The following is a 21,152-nucleotide window of genomic DNA, read 5'->3' on the forward strand; positions in this document are numbered from 1 at the left end:
AATGACCTCCTGGGGCTCCGATGGGCAGCGACGGGCCGCGCGGCTCCAGCAAGCGTGGTGTGCCTCACGCCGGATCGGGAGGGGGCGATCCTCCGAAGTCGGCTTCGAGCGTTGGAGGATCGCACAACGCGCGCCGTCGCCCGCCGCGTCGACGAGCTGTCCACCTGGGGCGTTGCCACCGGTGGTTGACAGAGTGTCGCGGGGCTGCGTCGGAAGGCGCCGGATTGTCCACTGGTCGAGGTGGGGAGCGCGCTGGAGTCTGGTCTCCGCAACGACGTGTAAGGAGAGTCCCCGTGACCACGACGATGTCGCTTCCCCAGGCTCGCGAACTGCGAACGGAAATCCCGGGGCCGCTTTCGGTCTCCCTGCAGGAACGCCGCTCCGCGGCCGTGGCGGCCGGGGTGTCCAGCGTGCTGCCGGTCTACATCACCGAGGCGTCCGGAGGAGTGCTGCGCGACGTCGACGGCAACAGCCTGATCGACCTCGGTTCCGGGATCGCGGTGACCAGCGTGGGCAACGCCGCGCCCGAGGTCGTCGAGGCCGTGCGCGAGCAGGCGGCGGAGTTCACCCACACATGCTTCATGGTGACCCCGCACGAGAACTACGTGGCGGTCTGCGAGGAGCTCGCCGAACTCACCCCGGGTGAGCACGCCAAGCGCACCGCGCTGTTCAACTCCGGTGCCGAAGCGGTGGAGAACGCCGTCAAGATCGCCCGCCGGGCGACCGGGCGCCCCGCGGTGGTCGCCTTCGACCACGCCTACCACGGGCGCACCAACCTGACGATGGCGCTGACCGCGAAGTCCAAGCCCTACAAGCACGGCTTCGGGCCCTTCGCCCCGGAGGTCTACCGCGCCCCGATGTCCTACCCGGCGCGCGACGGCCGCGGCGGTGTCGCCAGCGCGCGGGAGGCGATCGAGCGCATCGAGAAGCAGCTCGGTGCCGACACGGTCGCCGCGGTGCTGATCGAACCGGTGCAGGGCGAGGGCGGTTTCATCGAGCCGGCCCCCGGGTTCCTGCCGGAGCTGGCGGCGTGGTGCGCCGAGAACGGCGTCCTGCTGATCGCCGACGAGATCCAGACCGGGTTCTGCCGCACCGGATCGTGGTTCGCCTGCGACCACGAGGGCGTGGTGCCCGACATCATCACCATGGCCAAGGGCATCGCGGGCGGCCTGCCGCTGGCGGCGGTCACCGGGCGTGCCGAGCTGATGGACGCGATGCCGCCGAGCAGCCTCGGCGGCACCTACGGCGGCAACCCGCTGGCCTGCGCGGCCGCCCTCGGGTCCATCCGCGCCATGCGCGAGCAGGGCCTCAGCGCCGCCGCCAGGGGCATCGAGGAGCAGGTGCTGCCGCGGTTGCGCGCGCTAGCGGAGAGCTCGGACCGGATCCTGGAGGCCCGCGGCAGGGGCGCGATGCTGGCCGTCGAGTTCGTCCGCCCGGGTGGGGACGAGCCGGACCCGGAGCTGGCCGCGGCGGTGGCCAAGAGCTGCCACGCGCAGGGCGTCGTGGTGCTGACCTGCGGCACCTACGGCAACGTGATCCGCCTGCTGCCGCCGCTGGTCATCGGGAGCGAACTGCTCGGCGAGGGCATCGACGTGCTGGAGAGCGCCATCGCCGAGCACGCGGGCTGACCCAGCACCGCCGGTAGCCCCCGCCCGCGGGCGGGGGCTACCGGCGTTCGTCGTTCGCGGGGGAGAGCTCGGCGGCGATGCCGTCGAGCAGCAGCCCCAGGCCGTGCTCGAAGTCCTCCGAGCCGAGCCGAGCCGAGCCGAGCCGAGCCGAGCCGAGCCGCAGCTCAGGTCTGGCGCAGGGCGCGCAGCGCCAGGTAGAGGTCGACGCGGTCGGAGGTGCGGGACAGGCTGCGCCCGGTCAGCTCCTCGATCCGGCTCATCCGGTGCCGGAGCGTGTTGATGTGCACGTGCAGCTGCTGCGCGGCTTCCTGCCACCGCCCGCCCGCGTCGAGGAAGACCGCCAGCGAGGGCAGCAGGTCGCCGCCGCGGCGCTCGTCGTGGTCGAGCACCGGGCCCAGCAGCGCCTTCGACGTCGCCATCAGCAGCTCCGGGTCCTGCACCGACAGCAGCAGCGCCGGACTGCTGAGCTGCTCGTGGGTCATCCACCCGCTGTTGGACCGCGACGACATCGTCTCGGCCGCGTGCGCGGCCTGCAGCAGGCTCACCCGCAGCTCCGCGGCGCCGCCGGATTGCCCGACGCCGATGTGCACGACCCGACCGGAACCGTCCAGCGCGTCGTGGACGCGCCGGGCGAGCTCGGTCCCGGTTCCGCGGACCTGCGCGAAAGCGGCCACCTCGCCGCCGCGCTGCACCGCGACGCCGCCGGTTCCCAGCAGGTCCCCCAGCCGCACCGAGTCGGCGTCGGGGTCGGCGCTGCGCAGCACGACCGCGGCGAGCGGGCCGTCCGGTGGCAGTCCCAAGGAGTGCAGCCGGGTGCGGATGGTGCCGATCTCGACGGTCCCGCTGTGCACCCACTCGAACAGCTCCCACGCGTAGCGGACCTCGGTCGCCCGCACGGCGCGGACGCGCTCGATCTCCAGCGCGATGAACGGCATCGCCTGCACGACGGCCGCGTGCTGCTCGACGTCGAGCTCCTCGAGCGGTTCGGGCAGCAGCAGCTCGGCGTCGGCGAGCCCCTCGCCGACCAGCGGCAGCGGGTAGCTCGGCTCGGGCGCTTCTCCCTCGATCAGTCCCGCGCCACCGCGCACCGCCACCGGAAGGCCGAGCTGGCCGGACAGCGTGCGCAGGACCGTTTCGACGCCGCGCCGCGTGCGCAGCGCCGCGACGATCGTGTCGTGCTGGCCCAGGTGGCGGCGCAGCGGACGTTCCCACTCGGCGCGCTTGGTGCTGACGAACGCCTCGACGATCTGCAGGAAGGCGGTGCCGACCGGCACGACGAAGCAGGTCATGCCGTGCTCGCGCGCGGCCTCGATGAAGTCCTCGGGAACCTCGGTCTCGGGCGGCACCAGTCCGAAGCCGACGGCCGCGACGTCGGCTTCGGCCAGGTCCGAGACGAACTCCTCGGCGGTGATCCCCGCGGATCGCCACACCCCGGCGGTGAGCACCACCTCGCCGCCGCGCAGGAACCGGCCGGGTGCGCTGATCTCGATCGTGTGCACCCACCGGATGGGCCGCGCCACCTCGCCGCGCACGCGCACTTGCAGGGCCAGCCCGGGGTCGCGCAGCAGATCGTCGACTAGCAACCGCGAACCTCCGTCATTCGCCCGATCGGTCCAGCACCGGCACCGCCGGTCGAGGCTACGCCAGTGGGAGGAGAACTGGACAACCAGCGCTGCCCGGCCGGGTGGGGGTGACTCGCTCCCGCCGCCCGATCGGTTGCGAGCCGCGGGGCGAAGGACTCTTGCAGCCCCGCCGCCGGGGAGGCGACGGTGAGTCATGTCCACGTCGACCGAAGCCGCGCGCGGGGATGGCTGGGCGCCGACCGGGCCCACCATCGCCGTGCTGGTGCTGTCCGGCGTTCTGGTCAACGGGCAGATGTACGCGGTTCTGCCGCTGTTCGAGCTGATGAGCACCAGCTTCGGGGTGGGCCCGGAGCAGGTCGCCTGGACGGCCACCGCGTTCGCGATCGCCTACGCCTGCGGGGCGTTGCTGTCCGGTCCGCTGTCGGACTGGCTGGGCCAGCGGCGGGTCGTCGTCGCGGCGCTGGTGGCCACGGGGGTGGCCACCGCGGTGGTCCCGGCATCGGCCGGGCTGTTCGCGGCGTGCGCGTCGCGCGCCGTCCAGGGTTTCGCGGCAGGTTCCTTCGGGCCGCCGCTGCTGTCCTACGTCGGTCAGCACGTGCGCCCGGCCCGCCGCGCCCTGGTGTTCAGCTGCTTCGCGAGCAGCATGCTCGGCTCGGCCGTCGTCCTGCAGGTGGTCGCGCAGCTGGTCGGCGACGCGTGGGGGTGGCGAGCGGTGTTCCTCCTGTCCAGCCCGTGCCTGCTGGCGCTGGCCGTCGCGGCGCGCGCGGTGCTGCGACCTGCTCGCTCGGGCCAGCTCGCCGGTGCGCGCGCGGCGTTCGTCGCGATGCCGCGGTTGTTGCGCGCACCTCCGCTGCTCCTGCTCTACGCGGCGAGCCTGACGATGCTCACTTGCTTCGTCGGCATCTACGCCGCGATCGCGCTGGCCGGGCCGCCCTCGATCGCGGGCGAACCGGTGGCCCTGCTCGCGCTGCGGGCCAGCGGGTTGCCGGCCCTGGTGGCCATCCCCGCCGCGCTCTCGCTGCTGACCCGGTTGGGCGCGCCCACCCGGCTGATCGCCGGGTTGGGCGTCGCTTCCGCGGCGGCGCTCGCGATGGCGGTGGTGAGCGGTTCCGTGCTGGCCCTGGCCGGTTTGCTGCTGGTCTTCGTCGCCGCCGCCGCGCTCGCCGCCCCCGCGATGATGCAGAGCATCACCGCTCGGGTCGCCCCCGGTGAGCAGGGAGGTGCTTCGGCGCTGTTCGCGTTCCTGATCTTCCTCGGTGCTGGTGTCGGCCCGCTGCTCGCCGCTGGGCTGGCCTCCCGCGGCTTCGCCGCGATCGCCCTGGTGTTCGCAGGTCTGCTGGCCGTCGGCGCGGGACTCTCCGCGCTGTCGGCGTGGTCTGCGGGGCGTGCCCGGGCTCGCCAGGACACCGCTGCGGGGCGGTTCGGCCAGTCGGGGGTTCCTCGTGCGTCCGATCGCTGACCGCGTCCGGACCGCGGGGCGTCGATGTCCGTGACCGGGTGGTGGCCACCGGCGTCGCGGCGGAGCTGCGCCTAGTGCCAGAGGCGCTCCGTGGCGATTTCCACGCCGCGAACCAGGGTTTCGGGCTTCGCCCGGGCGAAGCCCGGAGGGATGCGGCCGCCCGGTCCGCAGTCGGTGTTGGCGATGCCCCGCTCCCTACCGACGCACTCGGCGAAGCGCTCGCGCCGCTAGCTGTCCCACCGCGACCTCTCCCGCTCGCCGACCGCAACTGCCGCAACCGATCAGCAGCACCGAGGGGGAGAGCCAAGCATGACGTCCAGGCGACACGGACAAGACGCCTGAACTGGCGGGAACGAATTCGGCCTACGAATGCTGGGCGAAGAAACTCCGGGACGCCTGTCCGACCGAAGAGCAGGTGGAAAGTGGAAACCTGGTTGGAGCCGACAAGACCCCGTTCACCGACGATTCGCTGCGAGAATATCGTCCGTCCTGGAAGGACATCATCTCCCTCGCGTCACTTCACGTCTCTGCCGACGGCGCAGGACGAGCGCGGACCCACGGTGGGCAGTGGCGCTACTCGAAGTACCGGATCCAGCTGGTCCTGATCACCGACCCAGGCGCGGCCATCCGTCCGCAAGCACTGGGCCGGGCTCATCGTGGCGACCCAGGACGTCCGCGATGTCCTCGGCACGGATCTCGGCAAGGCCGTGATCGCCAACGCAGCCACCCAGATCCTGCTGCGCCAGGTACCGCAAGCCATCGACGGCATCGTCCGCACCTTCGCGCTGTCGGAAGGCGACCGGCAGTTCCTGCTGTCGGCCGGTACGGGCCAGGGCTTGTTGTCGACTGGGACTCAGCGGGTCGCCCTGCGGCCATCGCCTCCGACTGCGAGCACAACTTGATCACGACCGACGCTGCCGAGCTGGCCTCGTTGTCCGAATCCTCCGACGAGGAAGGCGAATTAGCCGATATCGGCAGCTCGCAAGACCTTCTTCTCGACTGAGGTCAGTCCTGGGAGGTCGCCGCGTCCACCCGGGCGTGCAGGACCGCGACCGCCTGGTCGAGCGTGAGCCCGGTGCCCGCGGCGTGGTCGAGGTAGGCGAGGATGCGCTGCCCGTCCTCGTCGAGGACGGTGTTGGTCGCGTCCGCGGTGGCCGCGTCGAGGGTGCCGAGGCTGGCGCGCTGCTGCGCACCGCGCACCGCCCGGCGCAGGATCGCGGTCTCCTGCGCGTTCGGGCGCCGCCGCTCCTCGGTGAGCCGCGCGAGGACTCGCCGCACGGTCGGGTCGTGCTTGACCGTCGCGGTCCGCGCCGCGTAGGCGGCCACGAGCTGGGACTCGTGCTCCTCGTTCCGGGCGTCGGTGGCGTCGTCCTCGCTGTGCACCAGCGGTAGCTCGGCGTGCAGCGAGTCCAGCGCCTCTCGCATCCGCGCGTCGCGCGCGCGAGCCCTGACGACCGGGTCCGGGCGCCGCGTGCGGGCCTGCTCCTGCGCCTGCCTGCGGGCCTGCTGCCCGGCGGCGGTCAGCGGTCGGCGCGCGGGCCCCAGGCCGTCGTTGAGCTGCTGCTGCCGCTTGAGCCGCAGGTGCATGTCGAGCGACTGGCCGGCCCGCGGCGGGGCCAAGCGAGCGTTGCGCTCGGAGTCGACGTCCTCGTCGGCGTCGCGGAACCACTTCCGCAGCCGCCGCACGAGGAAGTCCTCCGGCGACTCCTGATCGCCCCGCCGGGGTTGGAAGCCCTCCTGGCCCTGCGGGAGGTTGTCGAGGGCGACCTTGATCGCGTCGACGCACCACCCCGCGTCGTACCAGCGATCGAGGATGGCCCCGGCCTCCGAGGTCACCGGGTGCCCGGGGAACACCTCGAGGAAGAGCTTCCTCGTGGCCAGCTCGGCCTGCTCCTCGTCCCCGGGGACCACCCGCCCCGGCCACGTCTTCGGGGTGAATGCCATCCGCGCTGCTCCCTGAAGCGAACCGCTACCTGCGAGTCCCGTTCGCGTGGACCCGCACCAGGGTATCCGCCCGCGGGGCGAGCCACGGGCGGCGCGGCGCTCGGGGTGCCCCTGGCAGCCGAGGTGGTCAGCGGAGGGCTTCACCAGCTGCCGGAGCGGGTGGCCGACTCGGCCGCCACCCGCCGGTGCGGTGGGGTAGCGGTGGAGCACGTCGATCACGGTCGTGCTAGCGAGGGCCCGGAGATCGTCGAGGTGGGCGGTTCCGCTGGCGTCGTCACCGGATGCGAGTTCGCGGACGCGGGCTGCGTGGGCGGCGGAACCGAGGACGCGCGTGACCTGAGCGGCCTGGGGCGAGGGGTGCAGGAACGCCGCCCCCGCTGCGGCCGCGGCAGCTCGGGCGGCATCGCTGGCCGCGGCGAGGCCGGTCTCGTCGCGGGCCTCCTGCGCCGCGCGCTGGGCCGACCAGGCGGTGTCGCGCAGGACCTTGCTGCGCTCGGCGCCTTCGGCGAAGTCCTGCGCAGCTTCGATCGCCGCTCGCGGGCGTCGATCGGCCGGGCGTTCCGGTTCGAAGACCTCCAGCGCGGAGCGCGCGCACGACGCGGCGAATCCGGCGACCTCCCGACGGTCGTCCCAGCCGAGCTCGATCGTCTCCGCGGCCACGGGTCCATCATCGCCTCCGGCGGCGGGTCAGGTGTTGCCCCCGAGGGATGACGGGGGCGTTCCCGGATGCCGGGTGCGGCGGGTCGTGGTGGGCTCGGGGTATGAGCAGGTTGACCGGGGTTCTGGAACGCGCCTTCGGGCGTCCGCAAGGCGCGTTGGGCAGGTTCGGCGGGACGGTGATGGCGCGCGGGAACGCCGAGCAGGAGCGGCGCGCCGTGGCGGCGGCCGGGATCGAACCCGGTCAACGCGTGCTGGTGATCGGCCCCGGACCCGGGGTGGGCTTGCAGCTCGCCGCCGCGGCGGTGGTGCCCGGCGGGCACGTGATCGGAGTCGATCCCTCCGCGGAGATGCGCGGCATGGCGCAGGCTCGGTGCGCCGCCGAGATCATCGACCGGGTCGTCGCGCTGCGCGCGGGCGGAGCGGAGGACACCGGCTGCGCGGACGGTTCGATCGACGTCGCGATCTCGGTGAACAACGTGATGATGTGGGATCGCCCGCGCGGGTTCGCCGAGCTGCACCGGGTGCTGCGGCCCGGTGGGCGGCTGGTGATCAGCGTGCACCGGCACGTCCTGAGCGTCTCGGCGGAGGAGCTGCGCGAGGACGCGATCAACGCCGGATTCCAGCGCGCGGAGATCGAGCTCCGCCCCCGCCGGCTCAACAGTCCCGCCGTCGAGCTGAACGCCCGGCGCTGAGGCCCTCGCCGGTGTAGTAGCTGGAGAGGTGATCGGAGGCGAAGAACATGTAGGACGGCGCGATCTCGTCGGGATGCGCCGCGCGCTGCATCGGCACCTGCTCGCCGAATCCCTCGACCTTCTCGTCGGGCAGCGTCGCCTGGATCAGCGGCGTCCGCACCGGACCCGGAGCCACGCAGTTCACCCGGATCCCGCTGTGGGCGGGACTGCGCGAGCGTCTGGGTCAGCGCGTGCACCGCGTCCTTGCTCGCCGAGCAGTCCATCAGGCCCTCGTTGTCGCGCAGCCCGTTGACCGAACCGGTGTTGATGATCGCCCGCCCGCGCCGAGGTGATCGAGCGCGGCGTGGCACATCCAGAACACCGCGTAGACGTTGACCTTGAAGGTCCGGTCGAACTGCTCGGAGCCGATGTCGGCGAAGTCCGGCTGCACCGACTGCAGGCCGGCGTGGTCGACCAGAACGTCCAGCCCGCCCAGCGCCTCGGCCGCCGAGCGCACCTCCCGGAACAGGTAGCACCGGCGCCCCTGCTCGCGAACCAGCGCGCGGATGCGCTCGGCGTCGGCGTCCTCGGACTCGCCGAAGTAGTTGATCGCCACGTCCGCACCCTCCTTGGCGAAGGCCACCGCGACCGCGCGCCCGATGCCCGAGTCGCCACCGGTGATCAGCGCGCTCGCCCTCCAGGTGCCCGCTGCCGCGGTACTCGCGCATCTGGTCGCGGGGGCGCGGAACCATCGGTTCGGTGGTGCCCGGCGGCGATTGCTGCTGCGCGGGGACACCGGTGGACCTCGCTCGTCGAAGCTCTCCTTCGACGGGTTCCCGGAACAGCCGAGCTTGGTTCCCCGTCAGCGCCCGCGCGAAACCCCGCCCGCCGCCGGGATCCGCGGTCACCGGCCCCGGTGGTGCTGGACCGCGGCCGCGTAGGCCTTCGCGCTGGGCTTCGGCGTGCGGTCGAAGGTCTCGCGGTCGACGGCCAGCAGGCCGAGCTTCGGCCGGTAGCCGAAGATCCACTCGAAGTTGTCCATCAGCGTCCAGTGCAGGTAGCCGAGAACCGGTGTGCCAGCGGCGATCTCGTCGCTCAGCAGGTCGAGGGCGGCCGGGATGAACGCCGCGCGCTGCGCGTCGTCCCCGGTCTGCAGGCCGTGCTCGGTGACCAGCACCGGAACGCCCGCGACCTGGTGGGCGTAGCGGACAGCGCCGGCCAGCGACGCCGGGTCGATCACCGAGTTCATCCCGTTGCGCGGCCCTTCCGGCACGACCTCGCCGTCGGGTCCGTGGAAGATGCGCTCGTAGTTCTGCACGCCGATGAAGTCGTCCTCGCGGCCGACGGCCAGCCAGTGGTCGTAGACCGCCGCGCGCCGCGCGTCGCGGTGCTGCTCGCCACCGGGCAGCGCGACCTCGTCGGCCATCGCGATCGACACGCCGACCGGCAGGTCGCCGCGGCGGGCCTTGATGGCCGACTTCGCGGCGCGGTGCGCCCGGGTGAACGCCGCCTGGAACTCGGGCTGCGCGTCGGAAGGGATGACGTTGGAGGCGAAGTAGCGCTCGCTGCCCGCGGCGCGCGCCGCAGCGGCGAGCATCTCGCGCTTGGTCGTCTCGGCTTCGGCGGGAAGCTTCCCACCGGCCTGCAGCAGCTGCTCCAGGTTCGGCTCGTTGATGGTCACTCCCGCGGTGATCCGATCGCCGAAGCGCGCCATCACGCGGTCGCACTGCGCGGCGAAGCGCTCCGCGGCGTCCTCCGCGAGCCAGGAACCGGCGGCCGAGAACCAGTGCGGTGCGGCGAAGTGGTTGAACGTCACCACCGGCGCCAGGCCGCGCTCCAGAGCGCCGTCGACCACCTGCTCGTAGTGGTCCAGCGCCTCGGTGGACACCTCGTCGCGCTCGGGCTCGACCCTGGCCCACTCCACCGAGAACCGGAACGCGTCGAGCCCCAGCCCGGCGACGGTGTCCAGGTCCTCGGGCCAGCGCTGGTAGCCCCGGCAGGCCGCTCCGCTGGGCTCCTGGAAGAGCGTGGGCGCGGTGCGCTCCAGGAACCAGATGTCGCTGTGCTCGTTGTCGCCCTCGTTCTGGTGCCCGGCCAGGGCCACGCCCCACAGGAAGTCCTCGGGGAAGGTCCCAGACATGCGATGTGCTCCTTCTGAGTCGGCCGGCGCGCTCAGCGCGCGCCGCGGATGAACAGGATCAGCGAACCGCCGGCGAACGCCGCGATCGCTCCGGCGATGAACAGCGCGGCGAAGTTCTCCCCGCCGGACGCGCCGATGGCCAGCAGGACCGGGGCCACTGCGGCCACGAGGGCCACCGGCAGGTTGTCGGCGATCTTGAGCAGGCCGAGGTCCTTGGCCGGGTTGTCCGGGTCGGGCAGCACCCGGGTGGCCAGCACCAGCTCGACGGCGAAGTACACGCCCTGACCGAGCCCGACCACACCGCAGGCGAACAGGTAGACGCCGAGTCCGGGGGCCGCGGAGGCGATCAGCAGGCCGGCGCCGAGGATCATCGCAGCGGCCAGGACGAAGGGCTTGCGCACGTTCAGCGCGTCGGTGAGCCTGCCCACGGCGGGCGCGGTCAGCATCGTGACGCCCGCGTTGATCACCACGGTCAGCAGGATCGTCCCGCCGAGCTGCGCGGGGGAGAGGTCCAGCTCGCGCAGCAGGAAGATCGCCTGGTAACCGTTGAGCGCGGCGACCCCGGAGAACACCAGCAGGCGGCTGGCGAACACGAGGGCGAAGTCCGGGAAGCGCAGCGGGTTCACCCAGAACACGGCGAGGAGTTCGCGCCAGTCGAGGCGGGCGAGCTCCCGGTCTGCGCGCGGGTCGTGGATCACCGCGGCCAGCAGCAGCACCGCCACCACCGCGATCGCGGTCGGGATGAGCACCAGCGGGACCAGGCGGTCGCCGAACGGCGTGCCCACGGCCATGCCGACCAGCGCGCCCAGCGGCGTTCCCATGCTCAGCATCGCGGTGACCGGGCCGCGCTCGTCCGGTGGGAGCTGGTCGGCGACCAGCGCGGTGGTGGTCACGCCCGCGGTCACGAACCCGGTCGTGATCAGCAGGTGCGCCAGGACCAGGACCGGGACGGCAGGTGCGGTGATCAGCAGCAGCCCGCCGAGGGCGAAGGCCGCGGCGGCCGCGAGCAGGTAGGGGCGTCTGCGCCCGAGGCGCGAACGGGTGCGGTCGCTGAGCGCGCCCACGGTCGGCAGCGCGATGAGCGTGAACGCCCCGGCGATGCCGCTGGACAGGGAGATGATCGTGGTGGCCGCCGCGGAGTCCAGCTCGGTGGCCTTGAGGGTCAGGGTGAGCAGCGCGGCCGACATCTGCGCCGCTCCCGCTCCGATCGCCGCGAACGCGACGAAGATCGTGAAACCCCTTGGTGCTGTGCGCGATTCGACGATCGCGGCGGATGTTGACGCTGTCGCGGGTGCGGTGGGCTCGATGGGGTCGGTCATGGTGGCTTCCTTGCCGTGAGGGGCCGTCGCGGACGGCCCGGCCATCGTCGTCGTCGAGCGAATTGCCCCACCGGTGGGCGTGTGTGTCAGGCAACCTAACACGAAAATCTAAAGGGTTGAAGGTTTTCGTTCCGGCTGGATAAGATTCCTGGTGTGGCCGGTCCCAGGGGTGAGTACCGCAAGAGCGCGCAGCGGCGCGAGCAGATCGTCGAGGCGGCGTTCGCGGTGTTCGCGAAGGCCGGTTACACCGCGAGCTCGGTCAGCCAGATCGCCCGCGAGGTCGGCATGACCCAGACCGGCGTGCTGCACCACTTCGCCGGCGGCAAGACGGCGCTGCTCAAGGCCGTGCTGGAGCGGCGCGACGAGCGCGCCGAGCAGGTGCTGGAAGGGCGTCGCGGCACCGAGTTCCTGGCCGGGCTGGTGGAGATCTCCCGGGAGCAGGCGGATCTGCGCGGTGCGGTGCAGCTCTACACGATCCTGTCGGCCGAGGCCACCGATCCCGACCACCCCGCGCACGAGCACTTCCGAGACCGCGTGGAGCGGATCGCCTCAGCGGTCGCCAACGCCTACGCCGAGGCGGGTGAGGACGGCGCCCTGCGCGAGGGCGTCGACCCCCGCGCGGCGGCGCTGAGCACGCTGGCGATGACCGAAGGTCTCGAACTCCTCTGGCTCAACGGCCAGGACGTCGACATGGCCGAGGGGATCCGCGCGCACATCAACACCTTCCTCACCGAACCGGTCCGACCCGCCCCCGCGGCTCGGCGAACCGCCGCCCCGACGGCTCGGTGACGATCGCCCACCCGCCCAGAACCGAACGAGAACCACCACGGCGGAAGCCCCGCGCCCGGACTCGAAAAGCCCTTGAAATTCGCAGGTCGAATTCGAGGGCTCTTCGAGCGCCAGCCGATCGTGGGTGCGTTGGTTCGGGCGATGGGGTCAGATCGTGCAGGTGTGGGTGGCTCGGCCCGAGGTCAGGTCGTGGCTGGTGCCGTCGGGGAGGTCGAGGCGGGCCGTGCAGTTGGCGGGCACCTCGGTGCGCACCGTGAGCGTCCCGTCGTCGATGGACCAGTCGATGGCGACCTGGCCGTAGGGACCGTCGTAGGCGCCGCGGGCCCAGGTCAGCCCACCGCCGGGGCGCGGGGCGAAGTGGATGCGCCGCCAGCCCGGAGTCGCGGGGGTCAGGCCCGCGATCGTGCTGTGCATCCAGTTCGCCACCGCGCCCAGGGCGTAGTGGTTGAACGAGGTCATCTCGCCCGGGTTGACCGTGCCGTCGGGCAGCATCGAGTCCCAGCGCTCCCAGATGGTCGTCGCGCCCATCGTGACCGGGTAGAGCCAGGACGGGCAGCCGCGCTCCCGCAGCTGGCGGTAGGCGACGTCGAGCCCGCCGGTGGACGAGAGCGCCTGGGATACCAGCGGAGTGCCCACGAAGCCGGTCGAGATCCGGTAGTCGGCCTCGACCACCAGGTCGCGAAGCCGCTCGCCGCCGCGTTCCCGCGACGCGGGGTCCTCGAGGATCTCGAAGGCCAGCAGCAGCGCGTAGCCGCACTGGGACTCCTCGGCCAGAAGGCCCTCGCCGTCGGTCCACCGGTCGCGGATGGCAGCGCGGACCTCGGCGGCGAGCGCGCCGTAGTGCTCGGCGTCGGCGTCGCGGCCGATCGCGGTGGCGATGTCGGCGAGCCTGCGGGCGGAGTGCGCGAAGTGGGCGCTGGCGACCAGATCGCGGTCGGTGGTGGCGCGGGCCGGGTCGTCCGGCGGGGCCGCGGGGTCCAGCCAGTCGCCGAGCTGGGTGTCGCCGGTCCACAGCCGGTCCGCGCCGGAGCGGCGGGCGAGCAGGTCGACCCACGCCTTGGCGCTGTCCCACTGCCGCCGCAGCAGCTCGGTGTCGCCGGAGGCGACGTAGAGGTCCCACGGTGTGAGCACCCCGGCGTCGCCCCAGGCGGCGATCGGGTCGTTCATGTCCCACGACCCGGCGTCGCGCAGCGTCGGGACGAACACCGGCACGGAGCCCTCGTCGTTCTGCTCGATCGCGAGGTCCCGCAGCCAGGAGGACAGCATCCCGGTCACGTCGTGCAGGAAGCTCGCCGTGCGGGCGAAGACCTGGATGTCGCCGGTCCAGCCGAGCCGCTCGTCGCGCTGCGGGCAGTCGGTGGGCAGGTCCACGAAGTTGCCGCGCATCGACCACACCACGTTGTCGTGCAGTGCGTTGAGATCGGCGTCGGAGCAGGAGAACCAACCGGTGCGGCGCAGATCGCTGTGCAGCACGCGCGCTTCCAGCTCCAGGTGGTCGAGAACCGCCGGGGGAGCGGTGACCTCGACGTAGCGGAACCCGTGGAAGGTGAACTTGGGCTCCCACTCCTCCTCGCCGGAACCCGCGAGCACGTAGCGGTCGGTCTGCGCGGCCTGGCGCAGCGGGCGGGTGCACAGCTCGCCGTCCTGCAGCACCTCGGCGTGCCGGAGGACGACCTCCTGGCCGCGCAGACCGCGGGTCCGCAGCGCCATCCGCCCCACCAGGTTCTGCCCGAGGTCCACCAGGAGCCGGTCGGGGGCGCGCCGTTCGGTGCGCGCCGGGCGCACCGAACGGGCGCGCCGCACCGGCGGGCCGTCCGGGGCGACCAGCGTGGCCGGATCGCGCTCGAAGACGTGCGCCGGGGACCAGCCGGTGTCGTCGAAGCCGGGCTCGGACCACCCGTGCGGGACCTCGCGGGCGTCGAAGGTCTCGCCGTCGTAGATCGAGGAGGTCAGGATCGGGCTGTCCGCGGCGCGCCAGTCCGGTCCGGTGGCGATCGTTTCCCGACCGCCGTCGGCGTAGCGGACTTCGAGCTGCGCGATGAGCGACTGGTCGGTGCCGTAGCGGTCGCGGGCTCCGCCGTGGAAGCCGATCCGCCCGCGGTACCACCCGTCGGCCAACCACGCGCCGATCGCGTTGGCGCCCTCGCCGAGCAGGTCGGTCACGTCGTGGGTGCGGTAGCGCAGCCGCCGGGAGTACACGCTCCAGCCGGGGGAGAGCACGTCCTCGCCCACGCGACGCCCGTTGATCTCGACCTCGGCGAGCCCGTGCGCGCTGACGCGCAACCGCGCTGAGGCGATCGGCCCGCGCAGCGCGAACCCGCGGCGCACCAGCGACGGGCGCCTCTCCGTTCCGGGCTCGCCGGGATCCCCGCCGACCGGCAGGGCGACCCAGTCCTCGGCGGTCAGGCCGCGCTCGACGACGGTCGGTTCGCTCCACTCCGAAACCCCGTCCGCGCCGTGCACGCGCACCCGCACGCTCGCCGCTTCCCCCGGTGCCAACGGCGATTCCGGCCACGGCCGGTAGCGCGAGTCGTCGTCGCCGACGGGCCCGTGCACGGTGACGCGGTCGCCGCGGGCGATCTCCAGCTCGTAGGCCCGCTGGATCCACCCGTCCGGGGCGGAGGTGGTCCAGGACAGCCTCGGCGAGGCCGCACCGATGCCGAGCGGTTCCCGGTGGTTCTCGGCGGTCGGTGCGTGGGGGATGGCGCTGTCGGTCATGGCGTCGAAGTCCTTGTCGTGTCGGCTCTGACGGTGGAGGCGCTCCGGAATGATTGAAAGCTTTCAGCGAGGACCGTACGGGCTCGTCATGCGGTGGACAAGCTTCGGGTTGATCTAAGACGGCGGCCTCGGAACTGGGTGACTGCTGCGCTGGATCAGCCGGGTGCTCTCGTTGAGCGAGAGCGGTCCGTCCGAGTTGTTGACATCGTCCCAGCCACGCCCCACCATCTCGTGAAACGATTCAAGAATCGCTTCGGCGGCCGTGGCCGATCGCCACGGAAAGCGGAGCTCAGCCCTGGTCTGGCAAATCAAAGGAGATACGCCGATGACCGCACCTTCGCTCACCGCTCGCGACTGGACCCGGTCCGCCGTCGCGGGAATGGCGTCCTACTTGGACGCGGCAGCGATCGTCTCCACCGGCACCGCGCTGGTGCTCTTCCAGGACGCCCTCGGGCTCGATCCGATGCAGATCGGCGTGCTGTCGTCGCTGCTGACCATCTCGATCGCCGCCGGTGCGCTCACCGGCGGCAGGCTCGGCGACCGCTTCGGGCGGCGCAGGGTGTTCTCGCTGACCATGCTGCTGCTCGCGATCGGCGCCGGTCTGCTCGCCGCGGCCGCCGGGCCGGTGATGCTCTACGTCGGCGTGGTGCTCATCGGCTACGCCTCCGGAGCCGACCTGCCGGTCTCGCTCGCCCTGATCGCCGAAGAGGCGCCACCGGGCCAGGCGGGCAAGCTCGTCGGGCTCTCCCAGGTGCTGTGGTTCTGCGGCATCATCGCCACCCAGCTGCTGAGCATCGTGGTCGGCGGCATGGCCAGCACCGGCGGGCGCATCCTGTACGGGCACGTCGCCGTCGTCGCGGTGGTCGTGCTGCTGCTGCGGTTGCGGATCCCGGAGTCGGCGAAGTGGGCCGCCTCGCGCGAGCACTTCGCCGAGGGCGGCTCGAAGGCCGGCGCGCCCGGCGTGCGCGAACTGCTCACCGGACCCCACCTGGTGCCGCTGCTCGGGCTGATCACCTTCTACTCGCTGGTCAACGTCGTGGCCAACACCAAGGGCCAGTTCGGCACCTTCCTGTTCGTCAACGTCGCGGGATCCTCGGTGTCCACGGCCGCGGCGATCGGCGCGGTCACGATGGGGCTCGGCGTGGTCGTCGCCCTGTGGTTCATGAAGGTCGTCGACGGGCGGAACCGCTTGCGCTGGTACCTGGTCGGTGCCGCCTGCTACCTGATCGCCATGGGCATCGTCGTGGTCTTCGGCGTCTCGCAGTGGACCTTGATCGCCTCCTCGGTCTTCGGCGCGCTGGGCGGTTCCCTGGCCTTCGAGGGCATGCTCAAGATCTGGTGCCAGGAGGCGTTCCCGACCCTGCTGCGCGCCACCGCGCAGGGCACCGTGGTCGGCGTGGCGCGCGTGGTGGCCGCCATGGCCGCGGCCGCGACGCCCTCGCTGATGACCAACGCGCCGCGGGCGACCTACGCGGGACTGCTCGGCGTGGTGGCCGTCGGGTTGCTCGCGGGTCTGCTCGTCGGCCGAAGCGTCCAGCGCCACAACCACTTGCGCGACGACGACACCGCCACGCCCGAGCTCGCGGAGGAGAGCGCCTGAGGGCTGGTCAGGAAGTGCGTTTGCGTGGCGGTGCGGGTAGCGGGTCGTGAGACGCCTTCTGGACTCCGTGCGCCACGCAAAACACGGAGTCGCGGCGTGCTCGCCAGAAGTCGTCTCACAACCCGCTGCGGTGCCGACCGAGTCCCGCACCTGAAGCACAGCGGCTGCGCCGCATTCCTGAACGACTCCTAGTCGGTCGCGGCGCGCAGGAACGCCCCGCGCGCCTCGGACGCGGTTGCTGCGGCCACAGCGCGTGCAGCGGGACGTGCACGGCCGGGTCCAGCTCGACGACGCGGACCCGGCCGCGCGCCGCGATCCCGGGGGAGGCGGTGACGAAGGCGACGTGCGCGGTGCCGATCACCGCGGTCACCGGCGGGGTGCCCTCGATCGGGTTGCGGTGCTGCTCGGGCTCGAAACCGGCGCTGCGGCAGTGCTCGACGAGCAGGTCGGTGTAGCCGGGTGGTGAGCACCTATGGCCACAACCGCCGCAACCTCGTCCAACTCGGACAGCCTGTGCACGCAGGTGAGCCGATCGCCGAGGTCGGAAGCCGCGGCGAGTCCACCGGACCCCACTTGCACTTCCAGATCGAGCAGGCCGGCGAACCCATCAACCGCGTCACGTTCTACCAGCACCGAGGTTTGGCGCTGTGCCGTTGATCCGAGGGGACGAGACGTGGCTGCTCGAGTCGCGGATCCCGCAGTCCGGCGGCGTCTGAGGTTCCGCTCCCGGCACCGCCACGCAAAATGTCTCCGTAGTCAAAAATGTCGCTCGCTGGAGAGTTCAGGATCCTTGTGGCTGGTCAGGGCCGGGGCACGGGACGAACCCAGCCACGGGCCTCACCTTCGTTGGTCAAACGCCGTCCGGCTTCCCAGAGCTGCAACGAGGCCTCTCCCTAATCACGGCTTTTCGGTTGCGCACATCGTCAGTTGCGAAGCCAGGCGTTCGCCAAGTGCCACCGCGGGCCAATCAGTTGAGCAAGCGCCAGCCGAGTTGTTCGCCAGAGGTGACTTCGTCGCGGTCACGCCGACGGGGTTCGTGGCTAGCCTGGCAGGCGACCTGGAGCGGGCCTGCGAGGGAGAGCGTGACCATGAGCGACCCGGCGGGCGGTGCGGACTGCGGATCTCCGAGGGCCTGCTGGTCGGTGGCGCGGTCGTCTACCTGGTCACGATGGGGGTGCTGCGGTACAACTTCTCCCGATGCACGAGCAGTTGGATTCGGTCACGTCGAATCTCACGCGCACCAATCAGCAGTTGTCCGCTTTGGGAAGTCTCGAATCGCTCAAATCCGAGATGCCGGAGCTGGACGAGAACATTGTCGCGATGTGCGGTTTGATGGGACCGTTCCCGGATACGGCGCGCAGCGTCAGCGCTCTCAACGGCCAGATCGAAAGCCTGGGCCGAACCATCGTGACGTTGCAGGGCGAGACCGCCGGCTCCCTCGGTGTCGGCGAGCATCCAGCAGATGAGCGCCGAACTCCGCAGCATCACCGGGCGCATGGGCGAGATGAACCGAAACGTGGCCGGGACCAGTGGGAGCGTCGGCCGACATGGAGGGTCAGGTCGGGTCGGTGCAGCGCGATCTCGGCAAGCTCCAGGCCGACGTGGCCGACATGAGCCAGCGCCTGCGTTTCGTCCTGAATGCCCCGAACTGAACGCTATTCCATCGTGGATGTGAATCTCCGGAGCGCCGGACGAATCGTGCCGTCGCGGCATGGTTGCTTCCGCTGGTCGTCTTTCTCGTCACATTTTTCGGCGCCGAGGTAAACAAGTGATCACGATGCGTCCAGCACGGCCCGCCGTTCGCGTCGTCTGGTAAGTGTTGTGCGGTGGGGGATGTTGGTGACCGGCCATCCGATAGGGGCCGTTGTCCTTGTTTTTCGGGGGAGAGATGAACAAGCCTGACGAGCAGGCGTCTCAGTCGCTCGCCGAATCGACGGCTTCGGTGGTCGCCATGCGCGATGCCGTGGAGTCGTTGGACCTGAAGCTGGATCCGGAGGCGGGCGAGTCGATCCGCTCCGCCCTGGACGAGCGCTTGAACTCGGTCGACTCCTGGTTGTCGCAAGCGCACGACCTCGCCCGCCGGGCGCCGCTGGGGCAGAACCCGGTGGGCACGGCGATGGCGGAGAAGTTCGCGAGCAGGGCCGAAGGCGGCGAGCACTCGCTGGTCGCGGTTCTGACGCGCTACCGGGACGTCCTCGTGGACGCGCGAGACGCGATCGAGAGCGCGATGCGCACCTACCGGGAGACCGACCAGCACGTCGCGGACGCCTTCCAGAAGCTCATCTGATCCGCCTGGCACCCGGGCCGAGGAGAAGAGAACATGCCGCAGGACTCACCCGACCTCGCGTTGGTGGAGACGCAGAACTGGGCATCGCGCAGCCACCGCGAGCTCTACGACGCCGTGCACATCGAGAACGATCCTGGCCACGTCGGTCAGCTCGCCGACGAGTGGACCAAGCTGAGCCGCGCGATGGCCGAGTCCGCCGACCGGATGTCCGAGCAGCTCCGCGCCACCGAATCGGGCTGGCAGGGCGAAGCCGCTGACGCCGCGCGATCGGCGATCGAGAAGCTGGCGAACTGGAGCCGCGACGCCGGGGAATCCGCTGGTGCGCTGGCAGATCGCGTTTCGGAGCAGGGCCGCGTCATGGAGACCGCGAAGGCCGAGATGCCCGAGCCGGTCAAGGGCGCCAAGGAAATCCACACGATCGCCGCGCTGACCTTCGCCACCGGTGACCTGGAGTCCTTCACCAGGGCGATGGGAGACCTGCGCGCCAACCAGGAGCGTTCGTCCAGCGCCCACGAGCAGGCCGTGCGGGTGATGACGCGAATGGAGGAGTCCTCCCGCGTCATCGACGGCGACACTCCACGCTTCACGCTCCCGCCGGACCCCATCGAGGAACTGAAACCCCGCAAGACTGTCCAGTCGGTCGCCGCGGCGGAGGCCAACGGGCCGGGCGAAGCGCCGACCCAGCAGCAGTCCGCGGGCGGTGGAGCCGAGGCGACTCAGAAGATGACCAGGCCCGCATCCGCACCGGCCGGTCAGCAACCGACGGCTCCGCCGCTGGCCGCGCAAACCGGACCCGCTGGGGTCGGGCCGGACGGCATGTCGTTGGCGGCGCAGACCGGTCGCGCCGGGGCCAACGCGCCGACGACGAAGATGCAGGTCCCGAAGATCGGCAGCCCGAACTCGATGGATTCTCCGACGATCCGGGCGAATCCGGTCAAACCCGCGAGCAGCGGCCCGAACCAGACGCCGTCGCCGGAGGACCACGAGCCCAAGAACACCACCGCGCAGAACGCGACCCCGTTCCAGGGCGGCGGCGACGGCCAGACCGAGAAGACCCAGAAGCTGCGGCCGCACCAAGGACCGGACGGGACCACCTTCGGGCCGGGTGGACGACGTCCCGGCAAGCGGAAAGACCGCGACGGCAACCGGAACTGGGGCGGGCAGATCCCCCCGATTCCGGACATCACAGGCCCGAACGGCGAGACCCCGCCGATCAGCCAGACGAAGGCGGCCGGCGAGTCCCCCGGCGCCGCGGGTGGTCTGGGCGCGACACCGCCGCCGATGCCGTCCGGAGGTGCACCCGGCGGCAACATCACGCCCGGCGGCACGTCCGGCATCGGTGGGACGCCCACCGGTGACCACGGCGGAGCCGGCCCGGTCCAGGGCGGCGGAGCCGTTCCGGGACAGGCCCCGACAGGCGGCGCCGGCGGCATGATGGGCGGCGGTCCGATGGGCAACCGCGGCGGTCAGGGCAGCGAGGACGAGGCGCACAAGGCCAAGTACGTCGAAGGCGGTCCCGTCGTCGAGGTTCCGGGCAAGGACCTCCCGCCGCCGGTGATCGGCGAGGGCAAGAAGAAGAAAAAGAGCGAGGAATGACGAACCCGGACCCGGACTTCGTGCTCTCCGCGGCCGAATTCGACCTGGTCTGGTCCGAACTCGGGCTCGGGAAGATCCCGTACCCGCTGGAGGTCCCGAGCCTCGGCGCCACGACGCGGGAACGGGCGGAACTCACCGCCGAGACCTTCCGCTCGCTGGCACGTCGCGGACTCGCCAGCGAGCGCGACCTCGCCCCGAGACTCGCGGACCTGCTGCGGCTGATGGTCGACCACGACACGTCGGTGGACGTGATCGGACACCGCGACCAGCCCATTCGCGCCCTCGCCGCCGTCGCACGGCGCAGCGGAGTGCTCGCGCAGCTGGTGGGTGACGAACTGCGGCTGACCGAGATCCGCCCCACCGCGTTGGCCCTGTCCGCCGTCGGCGTGCTGCCGCCGGGCGAAGCGGGCCAGCAGCTGGCGATCTCGATTCCGGCCGAAGCGCTGTCGAAAGCCCTCGAAGAGGACGACGACGATCCCTTCGGCGGTGACGTGGAAGAAGACGTCACCCTGATCAAGGCCGGGTTGTCACCGCAGGACGCGGCGACCGTGCTCGAACTCGCCAACAACCGCCGAGCAGGCGGGCAGTTCGGCGTTTCACGCGGTACACGCCGCTCCACAACACTCGTGACCTGGTTCGACACCCACCAAGGCCGCTACCTGATGGTCAGCCAGGGACTCTGGCTCAGCATCACGCCGGCCGACAACAAGAAGATCGAACACCGCCTCGCCGACGTCGTGACCGCGGTCGCATGAACA

Annotated in this window: 16 protein-coding genes and 2 pseudogenes; 12 read left to right on the forward strand and 6 right to left on the reverse strand. The window is 71.6% G+C overall.

What is annotated here, in order from left to right:
* The first annotated feature begins 305 nt into the window (after positions 1 to 305).
* Entirely contained in the window at positions 306 to 1,628 is a 1,323-nt protein-coding gene (gene gabT, locus ABD289_RS09195) for a 4-aminobutyrate--2-oxoglutarate transaminase (RefSeq protein WP_344129195.1), read from the forward strand.
* 164 nt (positions 1,629 to 1,792) lie between these two features.
* Here the strand turns inward: gabT and ABD289_RS09200 are convergent, their stop codons facing one another.
* Positions 1,793 to 3,211, reverse strand: coding sequence for a PucR family transcriptional regulator (locus tag ABD289_RS09200; RefSeq protein ID WP_344128782.1), 1,419 nt, complete (start codon positions 3,209 to 3,211; stop codon positions 1,793 to 1,795).
* Between the two features lie 193 nt (positions 3,212 to 3,404).
* Between ABD289_RS09200 and ABD289_RS09205 the strand changes: the two genes are divergently transcribed.
* Together ABD289_RS09205 and ABD289_RS09210 are read left to right on the forward strand one after the other, a co-directional pair.
* A complete protein-coding gene (locus tag ABD289_RS09205; protein WP_344128784.1) occupies positions 3,405 to 4,670 on the forward strand; it encodes an MFS transporter in 1,266 nt (421 codons plus the stop codon).
* Between the two features lie 626 nt (positions 4,671 to 5,296).
* Positions 5,297 to 5,673 (forward strand): annotated as a pseudogene (locus ABD289_RS09210) (conjugal transfer protein TraC); the annotation flags it as partial.
* 2 nt (positions 5,674 to 5,675) lie between these two features.
* Here ABD289_RS09210 and ABD289_RS09215 read toward each other — a convergent pair.
* Entirely contained in the window at positions 5,676 to 7,274 is a 1,599-nt protein-coding gene (locus ABD289_RS09215) for a putative immunity protein (RefSeq protein ID WP_344128786.1), read from the reverse strand.
* Between the two features lie 101 nt (positions 7,275 to 7,375).
* Here ABD289_RS09215 and ABD289_RS09220 point away from each other — a divergent pair, with 101 nt between their 5' ends.
* Positions 7,376 to 7,966, forward strand: coding sequence for a class I SAM-dependent methyltransferase (locus ABD289_RS09220; RefSeq protein WP_344128788.1), 591 nt, complete (start codon positions 7,376 to 7,378; stop codon positions 7,964 to 7,966).
* Here the strand turns inward: ABD289_RS09220 and ABD289_RS09225 are convergent.
* The 3 genes and pseudogenes from ABD289_RS09225 to ABD289_RS09235 all read right to left on the reverse strand — a co-directional run bounded on the left by ABD289_RS09225 (position 7,929) and on the right by ABD289_RS09235 (position 11,404).
* Positions 7,929 to 8,741 (reverse strand): annotated as a pseudogene (locus ABD289_RS09225) (SDR family oxidoreductase). The gene ABD289_RS09220 and the pseudogene ABD289_RS09225 overlap by 38 nt on opposite strands.
* A 108-nt stretch (positions 8,742 to 8,849) precedes the next feature.
* Positions 8,850 to 10,085, reverse strand: coding sequence for a family 1 glycosylhydrolase (locus ABD289_RS09230; RefSeq protein WP_344128790.1), 1,236 nt, complete (start codon positions 10,083 to 10,085; stop codon positions 8,850 to 8,852).
* A gap of 32 nt (positions 10,086 to 10,117) precedes the next feature.
* Entirely contained in the window at positions 10,118 to 11,404 is a 1,287-nt protein-coding gene (locus tag ABD289_RS09235) for an MFS transporter (RefSeq protein WP_344128792.1), read from the reverse strand.
* A gap of 153 nt (positions 11,405 to 11,557) precedes the next feature.
* Here ABD289_RS09235 and ABD289_RS09240 point away from each other — a divergent pair, with 153 nt between their 5' ends.
* Positions 11,558 to 12,193, forward strand: a complete 636-nt coding sequence (locus ABD289_RS09240) for a TetR family transcriptional regulator (protein ID WP_344128794.1) — start codon at positions 11,558 to 11,560, stop codon at positions 12,191 to 12,193.
* A 147-nt stretch (positions 12,194 to 12,340) separates the two neighbouring features.
* Here the strand turns inward: ABD289_RS09240 and ABD289_RS09245 are convergent, their stop codons facing one another.
* Entirely contained in the window at positions 12,341 to 14,911 is a 2,571-nt protein-coding gene (locus tag ABD289_RS09245; protein WP_344128796.1) for a family 78 glycoside hydrolase catalytic domain, read from the reverse strand.
* A 325-nt stretch (positions 14,912 to 15,236) separates the two neighbouring features.
* Here ABD289_RS09245 and ABD289_RS09250 point away from each other — a divergent pair, with 325 nt between their 5' ends.
* From ABD289_RS09250 to ABD289_RS09280, 7 genes are all read left to right on the forward strand, one after another.
* Positions 15,237 to 16,511: an MFS transporter gene (locus tag ABD289_RS09250; RefSeq protein ID WP_344128798.1), complete on the forward strand. Its 1,275-nt coding sequence runs from the start codon at positions 15,237 to 15,239 to the stop codon at positions 16,509 to 16,511.
* Between the two features lie 235 nt (positions 16,512 to 16,746).
* Positions 16,747 to 16,977: a hypothetical protein gene (locus tag ABD289_RS09255; RefSeq protein ID WP_344128800.1), complete on the forward strand. Its 231-nt coding sequence runs from the start codon at positions 16,747 to 16,749 to the stop codon at positions 16,975 to 16,977.
* 47 nt (positions 16,978 to 17,024) lie between these two features.
* Positions 17,025 to 17,168, forward strand: coding sequence for a M23 family metallopeptidase (locus ABD289_RS09260; RefSeq protein WP_344129197.1), 144 nt, complete (start codon positions 17,025 to 17,027; stop codon positions 17,166 to 17,168).
* 540 nt (positions 17,169 to 17,708) lie between these two features.
* Positions 17,709 to 18,125 (forward strand): hypothetical protein, encoded by a 417-nt coding sequence (locus ABD289_RS09265; protein ID WP_344128802.1) that lies wholly within the window; start codon positions 17,709 to 17,711, stop codon positions 18,123 to 18,125.
* Between the two features lie 274 nt (positions 18,126 to 18,399).
* A complete protein-coding gene (locus ABD289_RS09270; RefSeq protein WP_344128804.1) occupies positions 18,400 to 18,798 on the forward strand; it encodes an RNA-binding protein in 399 nt (132 codons plus the stop codon).
* 33 nt (positions 18,799 to 18,831) lie between these two features.
* A complete protein-coding gene (locus ABD289_RS09275) occupies positions 18,832 to 20,394 on the forward strand; it encodes a WXG100-like domain-containing protein (protein WP_344128807.1) in 1,563 nt (520 codons plus the stop codon).
* The gene (locus ABD289_RS09280; protein ID WP_344128809.1) at positions 20,391 to 21,149 is read left to right on the forward strand and encodes an ESX secretion-associated protein EspG; all 759 of its coding nucleotides are present in this window, start codon (positions 20,391 to 20,393) and stop codon (positions 21,147 to 21,149) included. The genes ABD289_RS09275 and ABD289_RS09280 overlap by 4 nt, the downstream gene beginning before the upstream one ends.
* Positions 21,150 to 21,152 lie beyond the last annotated feature (3 nt).

Origin of the sequence: Saccharopolyspora halophila, assembly GCF_039531955.1 — a bacterium.
Classification (GTDB): Bacteria; Actinomycetota; Actinomycetes; order Mycobacteriales; family Pseudonocardiaceae; genus Saccharopolyspora; species Saccharopolyspora halophila.

Coding starts and splice junctions, on each gene's coding strand:
- gabT (WP_344129195.1), top strand. CDS start 306: ATGTCGCTTCCCCAGGCTCGCGAACTGCGAACGGAAATCCCGGGGCCG.
- ABD289_RS09205 (WP_344128784.1), top strand. CDS start 3,405: ATGTCCACGTCGACCGAAGCCGCGCGCGGGGATGGCTGGGCGCCGACC.
- ABD289_RS09220 (WP_344128788.1), top strand. CDS start 7,376: ATGAGCAGGTTGACCGGGGTTCTGGAACGCGCCTTCGGGCGTCCGCAA.
- ABD289_RS09230 (WP_344128790.1), bottom strand. CDS start 10,085: ATGTCTGGGACCTTCCCCGAGGACTTCCTGTGGGGCGTGGCCCTGGCC.
- ABD289_RS09235 (WP_344128792.1), bottom strand. CDS start 11,404: ATGACCGACCCCATCGAGCCCACCGCACCCGCGACAGCGTCAACATCC.
- ABD289_RS09245 (WP_344128796.1), bottom strand. CDS start 14,911: ATGACCGACAGCGCCATCCCCCACGCACCGACCGCCGAGAACCACCGG.
- ABD289_RS09250 (WP_344128798.1), top strand. CDS start 15,237: ATGACCGCACCTTCGCTCACCGCTCGCGACTGGACCCGGTCCGCCGTC.
- ABD289_RS09265 (WP_344128802.1), top strand. CDS start 17,709: ATGCACGAGCAGTTGGATTCGGTCACGTCGAATCTCACGCGCACCAAT.
- ABD289_RS09270 (WP_344128804.1), top strand. CDS start 18,400: ATGAACAAGCCTGACGAGCAGGCGTCTCAGTCGCTCGCCGAATCGACG.
- ABD289_RS09275 (WP_344128807.1), top strand. CDS start 18,832: ATGCCGCAGGACTCACCCGACCTCGCGTTGGTGGAGACGCAGAACTGG.
- ABD289_RS09280 (WP_344128809.1), top strand. CDS start 20,391: ATGACGAACCCGGACCCGGACTTCGTGCTCTCCGCGGCCGAATTCGAC.